Source organism: Mesonia phycicola (genome assembly GCF_900141885.1).
In the GTDB taxonomy this organism is placed as follows: Bacteria; Bacteroidota; Bacteroidia; order Flavobacteriales; family Flavobacteriaceae; genus Mesonia; species Mesonia phycicola.
The window spans coordinates 134248-155986 of the sequence record NZ_FQYY01000001.1 but is presented as its reverse complement, the minus strand read 5'-3'; the positions used below and the strand labels follow the sequence as shown (position 1 = coordinate 155986).

At 31.9% G+C, this 21739-nt stretch carries 13 protein-coding genes; 11 read left to right on the top strand and 2 right to left on the bottom strand.

The annotated features are described in order from the left end of the window. Nucleotides 1-326: 326 nt before the first annotated feature. From BUC03_RS00710 to BUC03_RS00695, 4 genes are all read left to right on the top strand, one after another. Entirely contained in the window at nt 327-1007 is a 681-nt protein-coding gene (locus BUC03_RS00710) for a TetR family transcriptional regulator C-terminal domain-containing protein (RefSeq protein ID WP_073147218.1), read from the top strand. Then, on the top strand, nt 1007-2317 hold the full coding sequence (locus BUC03_RS00705; protein WP_073147216.1) for an ABC1 kinase family protein: 1311 nt from the start codon (nt 1007-1009) through the stop codon (nt 2315-2317). Before BUC03_RS00710 ends, BUC03_RS00705 begins: the two co-directional genes overlap by 1 nt. A 401-nt stretch (nt 2318-2718) precedes the next feature. Then, entirely contained in the window at nt 2719-3729 is a 1011-nt protein-coding gene (locus BUC03_RS00700; protein ID WP_073147214.1) for a 3-oxoacyl-ACP synthase III family protein, read from the top strand. Nucleotides 3730-4056: 327 nt separating this feature from the next. Next, a complete protein-coding gene (locus BUC03_RS00695; protein WP_073147212.1) occupies nt 4057-4425 on the top strand; it encodes a CoA-binding protein in 369 nt (122 codons plus the stop codon). Here the strand turns inward: BUC03_RS00695 and BUC03_RS00690 are convergent. After that, nucleotides 4402-5859 (bottom strand): sodium:solute symporter, encoded by a 1458-nt coding sequence (locus tag BUC03_RS00690; protein WP_073147210.1) that lies wholly within the window; start codon nt 5857-5859, stop codon nt 4402-4404. The genes BUC03_RS00695 and BUC03_RS00690 overlap by 24 nt on opposite strands. Nucleotides 5860-6065: 206 nt before the next feature. Here BUC03_RS00690 and BUC03_RS00685 point away from each other — a divergent pair, with 206 nt between their 5' ends. The 7 genes from BUC03_RS00685 (at nt 6066) to BUC03_RS00655 (ending at nt 18596) form a co-directional block, all read left to right on the top strand. Continuing rightward, nucleotides 6066-7970, top strand: coding sequence for a T9SS type A sorting domain-containing protein (locus tag BUC03_RS00685; RefSeq protein WP_084112716.1), 1905 nt, complete (start codon nt 6066-6068; stop codon nt 7968-7970). Between the two features lie 25 nt (nt 7971-7995). Beyond that, entirely contained in the window at nt 7996-11496 is a 3501-nt protein-coding gene (locus tag BUC03_RS00680) for a BspA family leucine-rich repeat surface protein (RefSeq protein ID WP_073147206.1), read from the top strand. A gap of 102 nt (nt 11497-11598) precedes the next feature. Further along, the gene (locus BUC03_RS00675) at nt 11599-13449 is read left to right on the top strand and encodes an OmpA family protein (protein WP_073147204.1); all 1851 of its coding nucleotides are present in this window, start codon (nt 11599-11601) and stop codon (nt 13447-13449) included. Between the two features lie 76 nt (nt 13450-13525). Next, on the top strand, nt 13526-15448 hold the full coding sequence (locus BUC03_RS00670) for a T9SS type B sorting domain-containing protein (RefSeq protein WP_073147202.1): 1923 nt from the start codon (nt 13526-13528) through the stop codon (nt 15446-15448). A 31-nt stretch (nt 15449-15479) separates the two neighbouring features. Beyond that, nucleotides 15480-16097 carry a recombination mediator RecR gene (recR, locus tag BUC03_RS00665; RefSeq protein WP_073147200.1) on the top strand — a complete coding sequence of 206 codons (618 nt, stop codon included), beginning with the start codon at nt 15480-15482 and terminating at the stop codon, nt 16095-16097. A 3-nt stretch (nt 16098-16100) separates the two neighbouring features. After that, on the top strand, nt 16101-17219 hold the full coding sequence (locus BUC03_RS00660) for a glycosyltransferase family 2 protein (RefSeq protein ID WP_262493961.1): 1119 nt from the start codon (nt 16101-16103) through the stop codon (nt 17217-17219). Between the two features lie 75 nt (nt 17220-17294). Continuing rightward, a complete protein-coding gene (locus BUC03_RS00655) occupies nt 17295-18596 on the top strand; it encodes a dihydrolipoamide acetyltransferase family protein (RefSeq protein ID WP_073147198.1) in 1302 nt (433 codons plus the stop codon). A gap of 51 nt (nt 18597-18647) precedes the next feature. Here BUC03_RS00655 and BUC03_RS00650 read toward each other — a convergent pair whose 3' ends face one another. Next, the gene (locus tag BUC03_RS00650) at nt 18648-21668 is read right to left on the bottom strand and encodes an AAA family ATPase (RefSeq protein WP_073147196.1); all 3021 of its coding nucleotides are present in this window, start codon (nt 21666-21668) and stop codon (nt 18648-18650) included. Between the last annotated feature and the right edge of the window lie 71 nt (nt 21669-21739).

Sequence of the window (21739 nt, the reverse complement as noted above, 5' to 3'; positions counted from 1 at the left end):
TAATGAAAGTGGTGTTTTTAATTAAAGAGAGTTTAATAATGAATAAAACCTCTTTAAAAACATTTTCATCGTAAACTTTACTAAAAATGGTAGAAGCAAAATTTTTGTTTTCACTTTTTATCGGTTTTGTATTAATTTCAGAATAACGCTTGATTACAGGGTTTGGGTTTTAAATAGATATAATAAGTTTTGAATTTCAGTTACTTAAATGTTCTAATAGGTATAAAAGTTGCAATTAATTTCTTGAAATTATTTAACAAATATTTTGTTTAAGTTTTTATTAAATAAATTAAACAAAGTTGTAAATTTGAAGAAAGAAATGAATTATGGCGACTACAAAGAAAAATACCTCCACAAAAAAATCTACTATTAAGTTAACTAAAGAACGCGTAATTACGCTTTATATGGAGTATGTTTTAGAAAATGAAACTACACCAAAAACGGTTTATAAATTTTGTAAAGAAAACAAAATGACTGAAGAGCAGTTTTATCAATTCTTCGGAAATTTTGAAGGTTTACAACAAGAAATTTGGAATACTTTTTACCAAACTAGCATTGATTTAATGCATAAATCTCCAGAAGTAGAACAGTTTGAGAGCAGAGAAAAATTACTCACATTCTATTTTACTTTTTTTGAAATGCTAACGGCAAATAGAAGTTATGTACTATTTACGTTAAAAGAGCATCGAGAACCGTTGAAAAATTTAAGTCAACTAAAAGGTCTAAGAAAAAACATAATTTCTTTTACCAAGGGTTTAATTGCAGCTGATAATAAAGATAAAAACCTGAAATTATTACAACGTAATGAGCGTATTTTCTCTGAAGCTGCTTGGTTGCAAACTTTATTTTTGCTAAAATTTTGGATGGATGATAACTCCCCTCAATTTGAAAAAACAGACGTAGCTATAGAAAAATCTGTGAATACTGTTTTTGATGTTTTTGACAATACACCGCTGGAACGTGTGCTTGATTTCGGAAAATTTTTATTTAAAGAGAAAATGTCGTAATGAAAACAATAGATAAAATACCCACAGGTAAAATTGGTCGTACCTCAGAGTTAGTAAAAACTGGAGTTAAAATTGGAGGTAATTATCTTAAATATTATGGTAAAAAAGCATTCAATAAAGAATTAACTCGTGAAGAACTTGACAGAGATAATGCTGAAGATATTTATGACGGACTTAAAAACTTAAAAGGAAGCGCTCTTAAAGTGGCACAAATGCTTTCTATGGAAAAAAGTTTATTGCCTAATGCCTATGTAGAGAAATTTAGTTTAGCACAATTTAGTGTACCTCCACTTTCTGCTCCTTTAGTGAGAAAAACATTTAAAAACTATCAAGGCGCGTATCCAGAAGATTTGTATGATAGTTTTACATCAAACTCAATTAATGCTGCTAGTATCGGCCAAGTGCACCAAGCTACAAAAGATGGGAAAAAACTTGCTGTGAAAATACAATACCCAGGTGTGGCCGATAGCATTAGTTCAGATTTAGCAATGGTGAAACCTGTTGCTACTAAAATGTTTAACCTTCAAGGTCAAGACTCAGAAAAATATTTTAAAGAAGTAGAAGGGAAGTTGCTTGAAGAAACTGACTATAAGTTAGAAGTCGAGCAAAGTAAATTTATTTCTGAAGCGTGTGCAAAAATTGAAAACCTACGTTTCCCAAAGTATTACGAAGAGCTATCAAGCGAGCGTATTATCACGATGGATTGGATGCAAGGTGAACATTTAAGTGAGTTTGTGGGTAAAGATTTTACCAAAGAAGAAGGCGATAAACTTGGCCAAGCATTATGGGATTTTTATATGTACCAAATGCACGAGTTAAAAGCAGTACACGCCGATCCGCACCCAGGTAATTTTCTGATTGATGAAAACAGAAATTTAATAGCTATAGATTTTGGTTGCATTAAAAAAGTACCAGAAGAGTTTTATGTACCTTATTTTGAATTGGCAGTACCAGAGAATATTAACAACCGAAAATTCTTTTTAGCTAAACTTTCTGAATTAGAAATTCTTAGGCCAGACGATACAGAGAAAGAAATTAATTATTTCTCTAATCTTTTCTACGAGATGTTAAGCTTGTTTACGAGTCCGTTTCACGGAGAAACTTTCGATTTTTCAGACGAAAGTTTTTGGAATAAAATTACTGAGCTAAGTGAAAAGTATAGTAAAGACACCGAGCTTAGAAAAATGAATGGAAACCGCGGAAGTAAGCATTTCCTCTATATTAACAGAACATTCTTCGGATTATATAATCTCCTTCACGATCTAAAAGCAGAAGTCAAGATTAATAATTTTAAGCAGTATATAGATTAAATAACGTTCATCATTTGATTGAAAAAAGCAGGTTTTAGCAACAAAACCTGCTTTTTTTATTTAAGTTGAAGTAGAAGTAAACAATAAATATTCAATATTGATTATAGATTACTACGCCTTACTTCTCGATACAATTTTATTTTCCGCTATCGCTCCAATAAAATCATTCGAAGTGACTCATTGACTAAAATTCCGTCATTCTGGACTTGATCCAGAATCTCATCCTATGAAGTAAACCTAGTTACTTATCAAAAGTTTAAATTTGAAAACTTTGCTAATTCCTGTGCGCGCATACAATAACTAAAGGCTATTTTTCCTTTCAATTTTAATAATATGTATATTGCTGCGGTTGAATTTAAAGATTCTTCTATTTTTGCGTCGAAAAATTAAAAAATATACAAATGTTATATCAATCAAAAATTGCCGGTCTAGGGTATTATGTTCCTGAAAATGTGGTAACCAATGAAGATCTATCTAAGTTGATGGATACCAATGATGAATGGATTACTGAGCGTACCGGAATTAAAGAAAGAAGACATATAAAAGAAGGTGACGGTAACTCTACAGCAATAATGGGTGTAAAAGCTGCTAAAATTGCTTTAGAACGTGCTAATATAGATAAAGATGATATTGACTTAATTGTTTTTGCTACCTTAAGTCCAGATTATTATTTTCCTGGTTGTGGGGTGCAAGTACAAGAAATGTTAGATATTAAAACTTGTCCTGCATTAGATGTAAGAAATCAATGTAGTGGTTTTATTTATGGTCTTTCTGTAGCCGATCAATTTATAAAAACCGGAATGTATAAAAACGTGTTGTTAATTGGGAGTGAAAACCATTCTGGTGGTTTAGATATGACAACGCGAGGTCGTGGCGTTTCGGTGATTTTTGGAGACGGAGCGGGAGCAGCTGTTTTAACAAGAAGTAACCATAATGGGCAAGGTATACTTTCTACTCATTTACATTCAGAAGGGAAGCATGCTTTAGAACTTGCCTTAAAAGGCCCAAGTACTATGCATTGGGTACCAGAGTTAATAGAAGAAAACCCGCAAGAAGATATTCCTTATTTTCCTTATATGAACGGGCAATACGTGTTTAAAAATGCTGTTAAACGTTTTTCTGAAGTAATAATAGAAGGATTACAAGAAAACGGATTAGAGGTAGCAGATATCGATATGTTAATACCACATCAAGCTAACTTAAGAATCTCTCAATTTATTCAACAAAAATTTAAATTGAAAGATGAGCAGGTATTTAATAACATTCAGAAATACGGAAACACCACTGCTGCATCTATACCAATTGCTTTAACCGAAGCTTGGGAGCAGGGTAAAATTAAAGATGGAGATAAAATAGTGCTTGCTGCATTTGGTAGTGGGTTTACCTGGGCTAGCGCCGTAATTAACTGGTAAAATATAACCCCTGAAAAAATACATTTTCAGGGGTTTTTATAAATTGTTAGTTTGTATTTCTTTTAAAGGCTAATTCAAACAAATTATAACCAACACTCAATAATAATAGACGAATTTTAAATTCTTAAGTTGCAATACTTAACATAGTTTAACAGTTTGGTAATCAAAGATCAAAATTTTTAAAAACCGCCATTTTACAGGCGGTTTTTTTATTAACCAAAATAAAATTTACCTTAACTCATTTATCAAAATTTGGTTAAATACTTTCTCTTCTTGATAGCAACTTCTATCTTTAATGACGAATTGAAATTATAAAAGTTGCAAAATATGAGTAATAAAAATGAAACTTTGGTAATAGGTGCCTCTTTAAAACCAAACAGATACTCTAATATGGCAATAAATAAGTTGCGTAACCATAACCAAACAACTAAAGCAATTGGTTTGCGAGAGGGAGATGTAGCTGGAGTAACTATTGAAACTGATTTAAAAAAACACCAAAATATAGATACAGTTACACTTTATTTAAATCCTGCTCGGCAAGAACAGTACTACAATTACATTATAGACTTGCAGCCACGCCGAGTGATTTTTAATCCAGGAACAGAAAATCCAGAATTTTATAAATTATTACAGAAAAGCAATATTCAAGTAGAAGTTGCTTGTACTTTGGTGTTACTTTCTACGAATCAATACTAGACCTATAAAAGTAATTAACCCGTTTACAATTAGTAATTCATAATTAAAATGATAACCGCCTAGGTATTCTACTGGTAGGTTTCCTATAATTGCGGTAACTATAACAGAGATAATGGCAACTAACCATACCCATTGATCTTTTACTTTCCATTTAGTGAAAATTCCGAAGCTAAATAAACCTAGTAGAGGTCCGTAAGTGTAACTCGCAGCAGTCAGCAACGTATCAATAACGCTCGTATCTAGTAAATATTTAAAAGAAATAATTACAACTACTAATAAAAGGCTAATTAGAATATGAATGCGTTTTCTAAGTCCTTTTTGAAGAGAAACTTCCTTTTTTTCAATATCTAAAAAATCAACACAAAAACTAGTGGTAAGAGAAGTAAGTGCACTATCTGCACTAGAATATGCAGCTGCAATTAAACCCAGTAAAAAAATTACGCCAAGTCCAAGTCCCATATTGCCATTAAGAGCAATTTCAGGAAAAAGTAAATCAGTTTTTTCTTTACCATCTAAAACAGGGATGCCAATACCCTGTTGCTCTGCATAAATAAAAAGTAAAGCTCCTAAAAACAGGAAAAGAATATTTACAGGAATAAAAACAAAGCTATAAGAAAGTACATTCTTTTTAGCATCACTTAAGGTTTTGCAGGTTAGGTTTTTTTGCATCATATCTTGGTCTAAACCAGTCATACAGATGGTAATAAACATTCCGCCAAAAAAAGCTTTAAAAAAATAATTTTTATCAAGAATACTTTCAAAATGAAAAGTACTTGTGTAATTGTTTAATTCTGGAGCGGTAAAAAAATCATTAAAAGTCCAGTTTAATTCATTAGTGATAAAATAAATAGCAATAACAACACTACCAAGCATAAATAACGTTTGTAAAGTGTCTGTCCAAACAATAGTTTTAATTCCACCACGAGAGGTATAAATCCATATTAATAAAATAGAAATTAGCACAGTAAACCAAAAAGGGATTTCCCAGGCATCAAAAACAAAATATTGTAAAACGGTAGCTACTAAAAATAATCGAAATGAAGCTCCTAAAACACGAGAAATAAAGAAAAAGAAAGCACCAGTTTTATAGCTTACATTACCAAAACGTTGTTTTAAATATTGATAAATAGAGGTGACGTTTAAGCTATAATAAATAGGAAGCAAGACAAAAGCAATTACAAAATAACCAACTAAATAACCTAAAACTACTTGCATGTAGCTAAATTCAGAATCCCGCACCCAACCCGGAACCGAGATAAAAGTTACTCCGGAGAGTGAAGCACCCACCATCCCAAAAGCCACCACATACCAAGGTGATTTTCCTTCGGCTTTAAAAAAAGCATCGTTACTATCATTTTTACCAGTAAAGTAAGAGATTAGCATTAAAACCGCAAAGTATAAACCAATAAGTAAAAGAATATGAATAGGCTTCATTCTGTATAAATTTTAGGCAAATTTAGTAATTATTGGAGTGGCATTACTGAAATATTTAGGCTTATCTATAAAGTTTAGATTTCATTGAAAATATAATTAAAAGTTTTAATTATATTTAGACGTTATTTTATTTATGTTAAAGAAATCGAAATAATTTGATTTTATTTCTTAACTGTATAGAGTATGATTACATAACCAACAACCTTATGAAAAAATCTTTACTTATCTTAATTTGTAGTGTATTACCAACTTTTATGTATGCTCAACATAGTACTTATGAATGGTCGTGGGCACTGAGAGGCGGAGGTTCTAGACATTTCACCCCATATGGGTTAAGTTCTACTCCTGAGGAACAGCAACGTATTTACAATATAAAAGTAGATACTCATAATAACCATTATTATTTAGCTCATATTGCGGGTGAGGGTATCAATCCACCAACACTGGGTAATATTCCCAATGATACTATAATGATCAGAGATTATAGTGGACCTGAAAATATAACGCTTGGTAAATCAAGAAATACATATTTAGTTTCTACAAATTGTGAAGGTGATTTTAGATGGCACAAATCCATCGGGGGTACAGGTGATATATATTCTTATGGTTTGGGTACAGATAACCACGGAGGAGTTTATATGGCAGGTAATTCAGGTCAATATCCTATAAATGGTGGATTACCTTTACATTATGATGAAGATACTATTAGAAATAGCTTGAGTATGGATAAAAATTTATATTTAATAAAATATGATACTTTAGGTAATTTTCAATGGTTACGAGAGCCTCAACCCAAAAACCCTAACCACAATTATAATTTATCAACAGCAATGAGTGGGGAGATTTTTGTTGAAAATGATGGTACAGTACATTGGTTAGTTGTACTAGAACCAAATTCTAGTCTTGAAAATGGCGCTGTAGTAGCTCAAAATAATTACTTACCTATTACAAATTCACAAGTAGGAGATATTGGAGTTTTAAAATATGATAAAAACGGGAATTTTTTAGGCTACACTAGATTAGATATCAATATGTATGGACGAATTGGGATGACCAAATATACCCAAATATGTTTTACCTATGATACTGTTTATGAACAATATTATATTAATGCTTATGGTAATACTTTATATTCAGACTATCATACATCTATGATAAACGGAAGCGTAGTAAATGGTTCTGTTTTTCTAGCAGCATTCAATGCTAATACTGGTAATAATGTGTGGTGGGATCAAATTCCAAATGATGTTGGAGCAGATTTAAAACAGCTAATTACAGATAGTTCTGGTAATTTGTATATAACAGGTAGGTATTTTGCTTATTTAGCTAACGGGCAGATTTCAGGTTACCCTACATTAGCAGGATTGAAGTTTTATGGCGATTCGTCTGAAGCTTTCTGTATGAAAATTGATCACAATGGTCAAGGAATTTGGGTTAGTACTGCTTATGATTCTTATGCAGAAGGGCAGAGTTTAACAGTCAACGATGATGGTGTATTCTTAGGTTTGGGTTACGCTTCTTTTGGAGGGGGTGATAGCTATTGGGGTAATATTAATTTTAATCGCCCTTCGGGATTTGGTAGAGACCCTATAGTGGTTCACCTAGATAAAGATACAGGTGAAGCTATAGATATCTATGAAATTCGAGGCGCTGGTTTTGGAAAAGACGATGAAATCACAGCTATAGAGACGGATAGACTAGGAAATATCCTTGTTGGAGGTTTTATGAGAAGTGTTTACTTATTTGATAACCAGGCACCAATGTCAAAATTAAATAAAAAGACTAATAACGATAATGACTTTTTTATCGCTCAATTAGGTAAAGATGGTGTGAGCTGTAGTGATCCTATTCTAAAGGTATCTGAAAATGAAAAATTAGCTATTAAATTATGGCCAAATCCCACGCGAGGTAGAGTACATATTGAGTCTGAAAGCTTTATTGATAGCATCAATATTTATAACGTATTAGGGCAAAAAGCTGACGTGTTATTAGATAACACCTCTACTGCCAACGGTCAAATGATTGATATTTCTTCATTAAGTTCTGGTATTTATTTTATAGAAATACAATCTGGGACACAAAGAGAAATAAAGAAAATTATAAAAGAATAATAGATATTATCTAACCAATAACCTTATGAAAAGTTTTTACGCATTAATTTTTCTACTTTTTACATCAATAACTTGTTTCTCACAAAATGCACCGTTTATCACCACTTGGGAAGTCGATGCTAGTGATCTTTCTATCACTATTCCAACTTCAGGTACCGGATATAACTATACTATAAATTTTGGTGACGGGACAGTTTTAAATAACCAAAATGGGAATGTCACACATACCTATGTTAATGCTGGAACTTATACGGTAAGCATCGCAGGAGATTTTCCTAGAATTCAATTTGGTTTTTTTAATTCTACAGATATTAATAAGATAAAAAGTATAGAACAATGGGGAGATATAGAGTGGCATACTATGTACTATGCTTTTCAAGGTTGTAGTAATTTAAAGGTTAATGCTATAGACGCTCCAGATTTAAGTTTGGTTACCAATATGTCCGGCATGTTTCGTGACTGTAGTAGTTTTAATGAGAGTATTGATCATTGGGATGTTTCTAATGTTATATATATGAGAGGGTTATTTGGTGGAGCAATTAGTTTTAACCAACCTTTAAATAGCTGGGATGTTTCTAATGTAATTTATATTGAAGGAATGTTTGAAGGAGCAACTTCTTTCAATCAACCCTTAGATAATTGGGATGTTTCAAATGTAAAGTATATGGGGCGAATGTTTTATCAGGCGACAACATTTAACCAACTTTTGAATAGTTGGGATGTCTCCAATGTGGTTACTATGAGATATATGTTCCGAAATGCTAATTCTTATAATCAATCTTTAAATAATTGGGATGTTTCCAATGTTACAAATATGTCTGGATTATTTAGAAATGCAATTAGTTTTAATCAATCTCTAAACAATTGGGATGTTTCTAATGTTACAGATATGCATGAGATGTTTCGAGAAGCGACTTCTTTTAACCAACCTTTAAATAATTGGGATGTTTCCAGTGTTATAAATATGTCTGGAGTATTTAGAAATGCAATTAATTTTAATCAATCTTTAAACAATTGGGATGTTTCTAATGTAGAGTATATGGGGAGATATTATGGACCAAATGAAGCTTTAGGGTATGGAGGGGGAATGTTTGAAGGAGCCACTTCTTTTAATCAACCCTTAAATACTTGGAATGTCTCTAATGTGGAAGATATGGGGTTTATGTTTTCGGGAGCTACTTCTTTTAATCAGCCTTTAAATAATTGGAACGTTTCTAGTGTAGAATACCTAGGAGCAATGTTTGATGATGCTTCTGCCTTTAATCAAGATCTATCGAGTTGGAGTTTTAATCAGAATGTTACTTTTAATAATATTGTGTTAGTAAGTAATATACAGAATTATAGTTTTGTTAGCGGTACTAATATAGATGTTCAGAATTATGATTTATTATTAGGGCAGTTTTCATCTTTGGGCTTGACTAATAAAACCTTAGATTCTTTAGGTTTAGCTTATTGTGATTTTAATACTAGAAGTAACTTAATAAATAATTTAGGTTGGACGATTACTGGAGATAATTTAGATGCAAATTGTACAAACGGTTTTATCACCACTTGGGAAGTCGATGCCAGTGATCTTTCTATCACTATTCCAACTTCAGGTACGGGATATAATTATACTATAAACTTTGGTGACGGGACAGTTTTAAATAACCAAACGGGTAATGCCACACATACCTATACTAATGCAGGTACTTATACGGTAAGCATAGCAGGAGATTTTCCTAGAATTCAATTTGGAGATTCAAATTCTACCGATAACGACAAAATTAAAAGTATAGAAAATTGGGGAGATATAGCTTGGCAGTCGATGCGATATGCGTTTAGTAACTGTAGTAATTTAGTAATTAATGCACAAGATGCACCAGATTTGAGTCTGGTAGAAGATATGTCTTATATGTTTATGGGATGTAGCAGTTTTAATCAAAGCATCAATCATTGGGAGGTTTCAAATGTAGAATTGATGACAGGTACATTTCAAGATGCAATAGTATTTAATCAAGATTTATCAAGCTGGAGTTTTCATTCAAATATTGTTTTTGAAGATAGTCAGAATATAACCACTACCGGTTTTTTAAATAACACCGATCTCGATATTCAAAATTACGATTTGTTATTGGCACAATTTTCATCTTTAGGATTAACCAATAAATATTTGGGCGCTCTAAGTTTGGAGTATTGTGATTTTAACGCTCGATTTAATTTAGAAAATGGTTTAGGATGGTCAATTGCAGGAGATAGTTTAAATACAAATTGTGCAAAACCTTTTATTACAACTTGGGAAGTAGATACAAATAACCCTTCCATTACTATTCCTACCTTAGGTACTGGGTACAATTATACCGTAAATTTTGGTGATGGTACTTGGTTAAGTAATCAAACAGGAGACGTTTCACATACCTACGTTTCGCCAGGAACATATACAGTCGCTATATCAGGAGATTTTCCTAGAATAAGATTTACTTCAACAGCTATTAATTATGAAAATTTAATAAAAAGTATAGAACAATGGGGAGACATAGAATGGCAGAGTATGGAAAACGCTTTTACTCACTGTAATAATCTTATCGTTAATGCCCAAGATGCACCAGATTTAAGCCTAGTAGAAAATATGTCTGCTATGTTTGCGAATTGTAGTAGCTTCAATCAAAATATCAATCATTGGGATGTTTCTAATGTAGTAAATATGTCGGGTTTATTTTCAGGAGCAACTAGCTTTAATCAACCTCTACATAATTGGGATATCTCGAACGTAACTAACCTTTCAGACTTATTTTCAGGAGCATCTTCATTTAATCAGCCCTTAAATAGCTGGGATGTTTCGAATGTAACAAATATGGGAGGTATATTTGTAGGAACCACTAGTTTTAATCAGCCTTTAGATAGTTGGGACGTTTCAAACGTTACGACTATGGGAGCTATGTTTGTCAATTCCTCTTTTAATCAAGATATTGGGAATTGGGATGTTTCAAATGTAGTAGAGTTTGGAGGTATGTTTAGTGATGCAGCCTCTTTTAATCAAGATATATCAAGCTGGTATTTTAGAAGTGATGTGTTAAATTTTGGAGATTTTCTTTACGATGCGGGACTCGATGTTGAAAACTACGATAAACTGTTAAAACGCTTTCACGAACTCAATTTAATCGGAAAAAATTTAAATTCGAATGGGTTGTTTTATTGTGAAAGCAATCCGGAAAGAAATGAGTTGATAAATAATTTAGGCTGGACAATCTATGGAGATCAACTTGATAGTAATTGTACGTTAAGTAATGATAATTATGCTGAAAATAATTTGGTTGTTTACCCAAACCCTACTCAAGGAAAACTTTTTGTAGAAGCTGAAGTGAAGCTGAAACATATCGAAGTTTTCACCGTTTTAGGTCAAAAAATAAATTTAAGCTTTAGCCAGCAAACAAAAACTGGTCAAGAACTTCAAGCAGATTTATCATTTTTAGAAAATGGTGTTTATTTTTTAAAAATTTATACTGATGATGGGTATCAAATAGAAAGGATCGTAAAGAATTTATAATATCAATGAAAGTTTGGAGTAATAGCCGATTTTTCTTTCAAACCAAATTATCTTAAAAAACTTTCATAAATTGTAGTCCTTTTATATCAAAACTCAATTCAAATGATAAAAAAATACGTGTTACTAGTTACGGTATTACTAACTAGTTTTGTTTATGCTCAAAATGAAACCACAAAAGCAGCAGACGATCTTTTTTCTAATTACCAGTATGTAGACGCAATAGACGCATATTTAAAACTAGTAGATAAAGGCAAAGCTACGAGTTATGTTTACAAACGTTTAGGAGATAGTTATTACAAATTATTCAATATAGATAAAGCTGCACAATGGTATAGCAAAGCAGTTAAAACAAAGCAAGATGCAGAAACCTATTATAATTATGCACAAACTTTAAAATCTCAAGGAAAATATGAAGAAGCAAATGAGCAATTAAATAAATTTGCCAAATTAAAACCAGAAGATCCAAGGGCTATTACTCACTTAAAAAACCCTAATTATATTCCGAAATTATCTTCCGATGAATCTGTTTTTACGGTAGAAAAATTGCCTTATAGTAGTAAACAATTTACAGATTTTGGTCCTGTTAGTGTAGGTAATCAGCTTTATTTTGTGAGTACTAGAAATAAAGACAATAAAAAAGACAAGTGGACTAGCCAACCTTTTTTAGATATTTATCAGGTTACTCAAGGAGAAAATAACGAACCACAACCAGTAAAAAACATAAACACCAATCACAATGATGGGCCTGTAACTATTAGTAAAGATGGGCAATTAATGGTTTTTTCTAAAGACGGTCACGAAGAGGGATTATTTAAAAAAGGCAAGGGAAGAACAAAAATAGCACAGCAAGGTCTTTATTTGGCAAAAAAAGTAAATGGAGAGTGGAAGTATGTAAAACCATTGTCTATTAATAGTTCAGCTTATTCTGTTACCCACCCAGCATTAAGCGATGATGGTAAAACACTTTATTTTGCTTCTGATATGGAAGGCGGAATGGGAGATACAGATTTATGGAAAGTAGAATTTTCTGAAGATAAATTAGGAACACCAGTGAATCTAGGAGCAGAAATAAATACACCTGCAAAAGAAGGTTTCCCTTCTGTAAGAAATAATGTGTTGTATTTTTCAACTAACGGAAGACAGGGTTTAGGTGGTTTTGATGTATTTAGTTACAACTTAGACGGAAGCGGAGAAGCAACTAATTTAGGTGCACCTATCAATAGTGCTAGAGATGACTTTTCATTTAGCATGGATCAAGAAAATAAAGACGGATATTTTGCCTCTAACAGAGATGGGATGGACCAGTTATTTATTGCAAAAGGTATTTGCAAAGCAGAGTTACTTACACTAATTAAAGATAGTAAAACCAATACCATTATAGCTAATGCTCAAGTTGCTATCTTAGATGCTCAAGGTAATAAAATGGCAAGTAAAAATTCTAACAAAAAAGGAGAAGTTAGTTTTGAAGCCTCTTGTGAAAATAGCTATCAGCTAGAAGTTTCTTATCCAGGTTATGAAACAAAAGTTGTACAAATAGTACAACCAGAGCACGGTTTAAATAAAAATGAAGTAAAGCTTACACCAGAAGAAGTAGAAATTACAGAGACAGAAGTAAAACTTGATAACATTTATTTTGAATTTGATAAAAGTTTTATCACTCAACAAGGTGCAGCAGAGCTAGATAAATTAGTAAGAGTTATGCAAAGTCATCCAGAAATGAATATTATGGTAAAATCTCATACAGACTCTAAAGGTAATGCAGCGTATAACTTAAAACTATCTAACGAGCGTGCCCAAGCAACTGTTCAATATTTAATTTCTAAAGGAATACAAAAAAACAGATTAACCGGTAAAGGTATGGGTAGTACTGCACCTAAAATAGATTGTGGTAAAAATTGTACAGAAGAGCAAGATGCACAAAATAGAAGATCTGAGTTTGCAATTATAAAATAGTAAATAATTATACCTATTTTTGTAATGATTATATAATAGTCAACCATTTAGGTTGACTATTTTTTTGCTTTATTTTATGAAATTATATCTCCCCTTTTTATTTACTGTTTTACTTTGTTTATCTGCAAGAGCACAAGAACCAAATGATTGTGTAAATGCTATTGTTATTTGTGGTAATGGTAGTTTTAGTTCTAATGCAAGCGGTGCAGGTGTACAAGAAGTTTCTGGTTGTACTAGTGAAGAACATAATTCTATTTGGATTAAAGTGGATATTGTACAAAGTGGAAAATTAGGTTTTGATATAATTCCAGAAAACACAAGTATTACGGTAGATTATGATTTTTGGGTATATGGACCAAATGAAGACTGCTCTAGTTTAACTACACCAATTAGATGTTCTACTACAAATCCAGAAGCAGCAGGTCAATCTAACAATTATACAGGTTTGGGAGATGCAAATTTAGAAGAGTTTGAAGGTCCAGGAGCATTAGGAGATAGTTATGTAGAATGGCTAGATGTAGTTGATGGAGAATCTTATTATATTGTTATAGATAGACCTATAGGAAACGGAGGTTTTGAAATTAATTGGACAGGTTCAGCTGCTCAAGGTACTGGAGCGTTTCCTGAGCCACCAGAAGCTAATTCAATTTCAGATATAGAAATATGTAGTAATACTGGGAGTGCAATTTTTGATTTGGATAATTTAAAAAGCTTAGTGAATTCAGACTTAAATAATAATACAGTAGAGTTTTATGACTCATTAGCAGATGCGGTAGATAGCAATAACCCCTTAGCTAATAATTATACGTCTACACAAGCTATAAAAACTATTTACACAAAAGTTACGAATAGTATTACTGGTTGTACAAGTTTTTCAGAATTTAATTTAATAATCAATCAAGTTAAAGACATAAATATATCTTTTTCAGAAAACCCCATCTGTGCAGCTAAAGATGTTGAAATTCAATTTTCAGGTACCGCTAATGCTTATGTAGAATTTCAAATAGATGGAGGTACAGTACAAGAAATTCAGTTAGATAGTTCAGGAAATGCCCAAATTACACAATTTGTTGGTCAAGAATTAAATATAGAAACATTATACACGTATGTAGAAGATGTAGATGGTAATGTTGCCTGTTCAGCAAACCAAGACGGTATTTTCACAGTAACTATAGAGCCTATACAAGTAGGTGAAAATTTAATAGACTTTTATGAGTGTGACGGAGATGAAGACGGTAAAGTGTTGTTTAATTTAACAGAAAACGATTCATTAGCTTTAGGTAATTTAGGTGATAATTTTCAAGTCTCTTATCATTATACACAAAATCACGCTGTAAACGGTACAAACGCAATAACTTCTCCATTAGCTTTTGAAAATACACAGACTCTCCCTCAAGAAATATGGGTAAGAGTAGAAGACGCAAGCTTTACAGATTGTAATGCAGTAAGTAGTTTTTTATTAGATGCATATACAGATGCACCACCTAGTTTTGAAGTATCTAGAAGTAGCTTAAATTTTGAAGAACAACACCTAATTACAGTGAGTAATATTACTGGTATTGGTACTTATGAGTTTAGAGTAGGTAATGGAAATTGGCAACCTGTAGATCAAATAACAAATACCGTAACATTTGCGGTAGAAGGAGGAGGACAATTTACTGTAACAGGAAGACATACAGAAGGTTGTGGTAGTAGTTTTACAACGGTAACTTTTATAGATTACCCTAGGTTTTTTACACCTAATCAAGATGGGATAAATGATACGTGGAATATTATAGGTTTAAGCGGAAATAATAGTAATGCAGAAATTTTAATTTTTGATAGATTTGGTAAGTTATTAAAAAGCTTAGCAGCCAATTCTAAAGGATGGGACGGTACTTACCATGGTAAACAAATGCCATCTAATGATTATTGGTTTTTAGTAAAATATAAAGAAGTTTTAGCAGAAGGAAGCATTGTAACAAAAACATTCAAAAGTAATTTTAGTTTAATACGTTAATCACCCAGTTAAAATTTGTAAATTCGCAGTTATGGATTTCTCTTCAAAACTGTTGGAAAACGCCGTGCATGAAATGGCACAACTTCCAGGTATAGGTAAGCGTACCGCATTACGTTTAGTACTTCATTTGTTAAGGCAACCAGAAGAACAAACTACACATCTAGCTAAAGCATTGGTAGATTTAAAAACAGAAGTAAAATTTTGTAAAAACTGCCATAATATTAGTGATTTTGATTTGTGCGAGATTTGCGCTAATCCCAATAGAGAGAAAAGTTTAGTTTGTGTAGTAGAAGATATTAGAGATGTAATGGCTATAGAAAATACAAGTCAATACAGAGGTTTGTATCACGTTTTGGGAGGCAAAATTAGTCCGATGGATGGAGTTGGTCCTAATCAATTAAACATCACCACACTTATAGACAAAGTAAAAAGAGAAGAAGTAACAGAAATTATTTTTGCTTTAAGCAGCACTATGGAAGGTGATACTACTAATTTCTATATTTACAAACAATTAGAAGATTACAAGATAACCACCTCTACTATTGCACGTGGTATTGGAGTAGGAGATGAGTTAGAATATGCAGATGAGGTAACTCTTGGTAGAAGTATTTTAAACCGTGTACCATTTGAAAATTCACTTAAAAGCTAAGTTGTGATTCAACTCTCTGTAATTATCCTAAATTATAAAGTACCCTATTATTTAATGCAGTGTATTTCTAGTACAGAAAAAGCACTTCAAAGTATATCTTCAGAAATTATTGTAGTAGATAATAATTCTCAAGATGAGAGTTGCCAATGGGTAAAAACACATTTCCCTAACGTTCAATTAATTCAGAATAAAGAAAATTTAGGCTTTAGCAAAGGAAATAATATAGGGGTTAATATAGCCAAAGGCAAATATATATGTCTTTTAAATCCAGATACCATTGTAGGAGAAAATGTGTTTAGTTGTTTACTAAATTTTGCTGAACAACATCAAGATTTAGGAATTGTAGCTCCACAATTAATTGACGGAACAGGAAATTTTCTGCCAGAATCTAAAAGAAATATACCCACGCCTAAAATTGCATTTCAAAAATTACTAAAAATCAATAAAAACTACTATTCTAAATTAGCAGAAGAAGAAACTGGTAAAGTAGATATTTTGGTTGGGGCATTTATGCTAATGCAAAAATCTAAGTATAAAGCAGTAGGGATGCTAGATGAAGACTATTTTATGTATGGAGAAGACATAGATTTGTCTTATAAATTTTTAAAAGCAGGCTACCAAAATTATTATATAGGTTCACAAAAAGTATTGCATTATAAAGGTGAGAGTACTTTAAAAGATAAAAAATACAGAGAACGTTTTTATGGAGCTATGGATATTTTTTACCAAAAACACTTTCAAAGGGCAAGAATATTAAATCCGTTAATTAAATTACTGTTGCAATTAGCCAAATTTTTACATGCTAAAACGCCTACTAAAAATAAAACAGTTAATTGTAAGGAAATTTATTGGGTTAGTGATCGTCCTGTTTTAGAAAGAATTTCAAATAAATTAAAAAAAGAAATTATTCATATTTCTAGAGATGAGCTAAATAAATTAGAAATAAAGAATTCTCAATTAATTTTTGATGCTAAAAGTATGGAGTACCAAGAAATTTTTAGTATCATGACAAATCTTAAAATCAACCAAAATTACTTTCGTATCAAACCAGTAAACTTTAATTTTACTGTTGGAAGCGATGATAGCAGAAGCCAAGGCTCTGTATTAAATTTTGATTATTGAAAAATAGTTATTATTTGAGTGATTTTTTATTAAATTCGCATTTTAAATTAAAAATAAGACCTTCGGGTTTAAGATATGGCAAAATTTGAACTGAAATTACCCAAAATGGGAGAAAGTGTTGCAGAAGCAACCATTACAAATTGGTTAAAAGAAGTAGGAGATACCATTGAAGAAGATGAAGCGGTCTTAGAAATAGCTACAGATAAAGTAGATAGTGAAGTGCCAAGTGAGGTAAATGGTGTGTTAGTAGAAAAACTTTTTGGTCCAGATGATGTTGTGCAAGTAGGGCAAACCATTGCTATTATAGAAGTAGATGGAGATGCTGCAGATACAACTTCAACTTCAGAAGAAACTAATACAACAGAAACTTCTGCTAATATTACCGCAGTTGAAGAGACAGTAAACCAAGCGCAAGCAACAGTAAGTAACGAAGATTATAGCGATAGTGATCGTTTTTACTCTCCGTTAGTTAAAAATATAGCCAAGCAAGAAGGCATAAGCGCAGAAGAGTTAGAAAAAGTACAAGGTACAGGTAAAGATGGGCGTGTTACCAAAGATGATATTTTAAATTACGTACAAAATAGAGAAGAGCAAGTAGCTCCAGCACCAGTAAGTACTCCAGTACAATCTACACCAAAACCAGCTGCTACGCCAGTAAGTGTAAACGGTGAAGATGAAATTATAGAAATGAGTAGAATGGGAAAAATGATTTCTCATCATATGATGAAGAGTATAGAAACTTCTGCTCACGTACAGTCTTTTATTGAGGTAGATGTTACTAAAATATGGAACTGGAGAAATAAAGTTAAAAATGAATTTTCTAAACGTGAAGGAGAAAAATTAACCTTTACTCCAATTTTTATGGAAGCAGTAGCAAAGGCTATTAAAGACTTTCCTTTAATTAATATCTCTGTAGATGGAGATAAAATAATTAAACGTAAAAATATTAATTTAGGGATGGCGGCAGCGCTACCTGATGGTAACTTAATTGTACCTGTTATTAAAAACGCAGATCAATTAAATCTAGTTGGTTTAGCAAAACAGGTAAACGATTTAGCCTCAAGAGCAAGAGCAGGAAAATTAAAACCAGACGATACGCAAGGCGGTACTTATACGGTGACTAATGTTGGTACTTTCGGTAGCATTATGGGTACACCAATAATTAATCAGCCACAAGTTGCAATTTTAGCTTTAGGAGCCATTCGTAAAGTTCCTGCAGTAATAGAAACTCCAGAAGGTGATTTTATAGGTATTAGACACAAAATGTTTTTATCTCATAGTTACGACCACAGAGTGGTAAACGGAGCTTTAGGCGGACAGTTTGTGCAGCGTGTTGCTCAATATTTAGAAGGTTTTGATGATACTAGAAATTTCTAGTTTCACCATTATAATATAAAAACAGCCTCCTTTTTGGGAGGCTGTTTTGCTTTATACAATGGTTAAACTGCTATAACCTTGCCCATTTTGCGTAAGTCTTATTTGCGTAGCAATACGTTCTTTTAAACTTTCTACGTGACTAATAACTCCAATCATTTTAGAAGATTCTGCTTGTAAAACTTCTAAGGTATCTAAAGTTTGGTCTAAAGTTTCTGGGTCTAAAGTTCCAAAACCTTCATCTATAAAAAGGCTATTAATTTCTATATTTCTAGAAGCTAAATCAGAAAGTGCTAAAGCTAAAGCCAAGCTCAAAATAAAAGTTTCTCCACCAGAAAGCGTTTTTATAGAACGGCGTTGACCACCCATATGCTCATCGATCGCTACTAAACTATCATCTTCATCATCAGTAGGTTGGTCAATACGGTAACGGTCACTTAGATTAACCAGGCGTTTATTGGCTAGTTGTAAAAGTTGAGCTAGCGTTAAATCTTGAGCAAAATCATTAAATTTATTACCGGTTTTATCTCCAATTAAATCGTTTAAAATTTTCCAATGTTCAGACTGTTCTAATTTTTTACCTATTTCATTTTGTAAATTTTCAATCTGTTTTAAATTTTCAGATTGATTTTTTAATAAACGTAGAATTTCTCTAAGGTCATATTCATTTTTGGCTAATAATTCGTTTTCATTTTTAAGTACTTCTTCTAACTTCTCTAAACTTATTTCATTGTCTTTTTGTTGTAACAACTCAATTTCTTCATTTAATTTTTGCAGAAGCGTTTTCAATTCAATTCCCTTTTGCTGTAGCTGCTCTCGCTCTTTTTGCCAAGCTTGAGCTTCTGTAGCGGTAAGTCTAATAGTTAGAGCTTGTTCTATATTTTGGTAACCTTTTTCTGCAAGTTGAGTAGTGAGCGTTTTGGTTAATTTCGCTAATTTCTCGTTCACTTCTGCAAGAGATTTTTCGGTAGTTTCAAGTAATTTCTGTTGCTGATAAATATCTTGTTCATTCCTATTCCAAGACGTTTCTACCGTGCTAATTTCATTTTCAAAATTGCTTCCTTTAAAAAGTGCCTCAATCGCTTTACTCTTTGTTTTTCCTTTAGCAATCAACTGCGCTAATTCTCTAGATTTTTCGGCTAATTCTTGAAGTTGAGCTAAGTCTTTTTCTAGTTGCTTAGCTTCTTTTAACTCTTCTAAATCTGTTTCTAATTTAGTTTCCATTTCAGCAAAAGATTGCTCTTTTTTCTGCTGAAGGATTACAGCAAAATTTACTTTAAACTCTTTTTCTTTGTCTGTTAATAAGCTTTCCGTTGGCTTAATTTCTTTTTCAAGTTTTTCTTGTTGCTGCTGAAATTGTTGCCATTGAGTTTGTTCTCGCGTGAGCTCTTGTTGTAATTGCTGAATTGATTTTTGTAATTGTTCAACTTTTGTTTTTAAGTGATTTTCAACTTCTGGATGCGCTGAAGCAAATGGATGGTGTGTAGATCCGCACAAAGGGCAAGGTTCATTTTCAACCAGATCTTTGCGATAATCTTCTAGCTGTTTTTGTAACTGCTCAACTTCTAAAGTTTTTTGTTTGGCTTCAAGCTGCGCATCTTTCAACTTTAATTCTTGTTGAATTTTTTCTACTTGTTGAGGTAAACCATTTAAAGAATTATTAATTTTTTTAAGCTCTTCTGATTTTTTGTTAAGGTCTTTTTTTAATTGAAGTAATTGAAATTCTTCTTTTTCTGCAGTACGAATTAATTTTAATTGCTGCTGAATTTCTTCTTGCCAAGCAGCAACCGATTTTTCTTGAAGTTGAAATTTTTTGTTCAACTTTTCAAAAACGGTAGATTTATCGTGTTGTTTTTCTTTTAATTCTTGCTGAAAAGTGTCTGTGTTTGATGGTTTTGAGCTAAACTGAAAGTCATTTAATAAACCAGAAATATGTTGTTCTGAAGTTCTGTAAACCGACAATAAATCACTTCTTTCACTTATTAATTTTCTAACCTGTTCTTTATAATTATAGAGTTTTTTTGAAGCGTTTTGCGGACTAATATCTAACTGAAAAGTCGAAGAAAACTCTAATTGTAAATGCTTTTGTTTTTTTTGAAAGTCTTTTAAATTCTGTTGAATCTTAGTAATTTCTTCAGTATTCTTTCTTTGTTCTTTTTGGAAGTTTTGCCAAGCATTTAAATCTTCAGAGAAAAACTGTATTTGTTCATGTTGGGTAAGTTTTGCTCCTTTTTCTTCTTTAAATTTTTCGGTTTCAATTACTACTTGCTTTATTTTATTTTCTGTAGCTAAAACCTGATTTTGCTGCTCTTTTAAATTATTTTTTAGCTTTATAGCTTCATTATTTTTTTCAATAGAAAGGCTTAAGTTTTTCTTTTCTAGTTCAAGTTTTTTTGCTTGTAATTTCTTTTCGGCATAAACTTCTTCAGCTAATAATTGTTCTTTAAAAGTTTCAATTTTAAGCCTTTTTTCTTCGGTATCTTTTTTTACTTGATTGTATTTTAAAAATGCTTCTTGCCCAATTCTTCTATAAATTTGGGTGCCTGTAATTTTTTCTAAAAGAGCTCCGCGTTCTTTTTTAGGTACTTTTAAAAACTTAGCAAACTCGCCTTGTGCTAATACTACAGATTTAATAAATTGATCGTAGTTTAAGCCAATTAACTCTTCGTTTTTAGCAGGAACATCAGATTTTTTTAAGTCTAAATGTCCGCTTTCTACATTTACTAATTCCATATGATAATCGCGTAGATTACCGGTTCTAGCAGTAGAAATTTGCCAAGTTGAAGCAAAAATACCTTGTTTACATTGGTAAGTAATTTTGGCGTAAGCTTCTTTTTGGTTGCGAGTAAGAATAGCTCCTTTTTTAAGAACTTCTTGAGTACTTAACTTTCCTAATCGTGGTACTTGATTAAATAAAGCTAAAGAAATTACATCGAGAATCGTAGTTTTTCCACTTCCTGTAGGTCCAGTAATCGCAAATAAACTGTTTTGTAAAAACGGTTCTTTAGTAAAATCTATTTCGTGCTCGCCACGCAGCGAGTTGATATTTTTAAAAGCTATTTTTAATATTTTCATTCAAGTTATTTTATATCTTGACCTTAGCTATTTTAACTTACGTCATGCTGAATTTATTTCAGCATCTCATC

Excerpts from the sequence above, each read along its gene's own strand:
- BUC03_RS00710 (WP_073147218.1), top strand. The coding sequence starts at position 327 with ATGGCGACTACAAAGAAAAATACCTCCACAAAAAAATCTACTATTAAG.
- BUC03_RS00705 (WP_073147216.1), top strand. The coding sequence starts at position 1,007 with ATGAAAACAATAGATAAAATACCCACAGGTAAAATTGGTCGTACCTCA.
- BUC03_RS00700 (WP_073147214.1), top strand. The coding sequence starts at position 2,719 with ATGTTATATCAATCAAAAATTGCCGGTCTAGGGTATTATGTTCCTGAA.
- BUC03_RS00695 (WP_073147212.1), top strand. The coding sequence starts at position 4,057 with ATGAGTAATAAAAATGAAACTTTGGTAATAGGTGCCTCTTTAAAACCA.
- BUC03_RS00690 (WP_073147210.1), bottom strand. The coding sequence starts at position 5,859 with ATGAAGCCTATTCATATTCTTTTACTTATTGGTTTATACTTTGCGGTT.
- BUC03_RS00685 (WP_084112716.1), top strand. The coding sequence starts at position 6,066 with ATGAAAAAATCTTTACTTATCTTAATTTGTAGTGTATTACCAACTTTT.
- BUC03_RS00680 (WP_073147206.1), top strand. The coding sequence starts at position 7,996 with ATGAAAAGTTTTTACGCATTAATTTTTCTACTTTTTACATCAATAACT.
- BUC03_RS00675 (WP_073147204.1), top strand. The coding sequence starts at position 11,599 with ATGATAAAAAAATACGTGTTACTAGTTACGGTATTACTAACTAGTTTT.
- BUC03_RS00670 (WP_073147202.1), top strand. The coding sequence starts at position 13,526 with ATGAAATTATATCTCCCCTTTTTATTTACTGTTTTACTTTGTTTATCT.
- recR (WP_073147200.1), top strand. The coding sequence starts at position 15,480 with ATGGATTTCTCTTCAAAACTGTTGGAAAACGCCGTGCATGAAATGGCA.
- BUC03_RS00655 (WP_073147198.1), top strand. The coding sequence starts at position 17,295 with ATGGCAAAATTTGAACTGAAATTACCCAAAATGGGAGAAAGTGTTGCA.
- BUC03_RS00650 (WP_073147196.1), bottom strand. The coding sequence starts at position 21,668 with ATGAAAATATTAAAAATAGCTTTTAAAAATATCAACTCGCTGCGTGGC.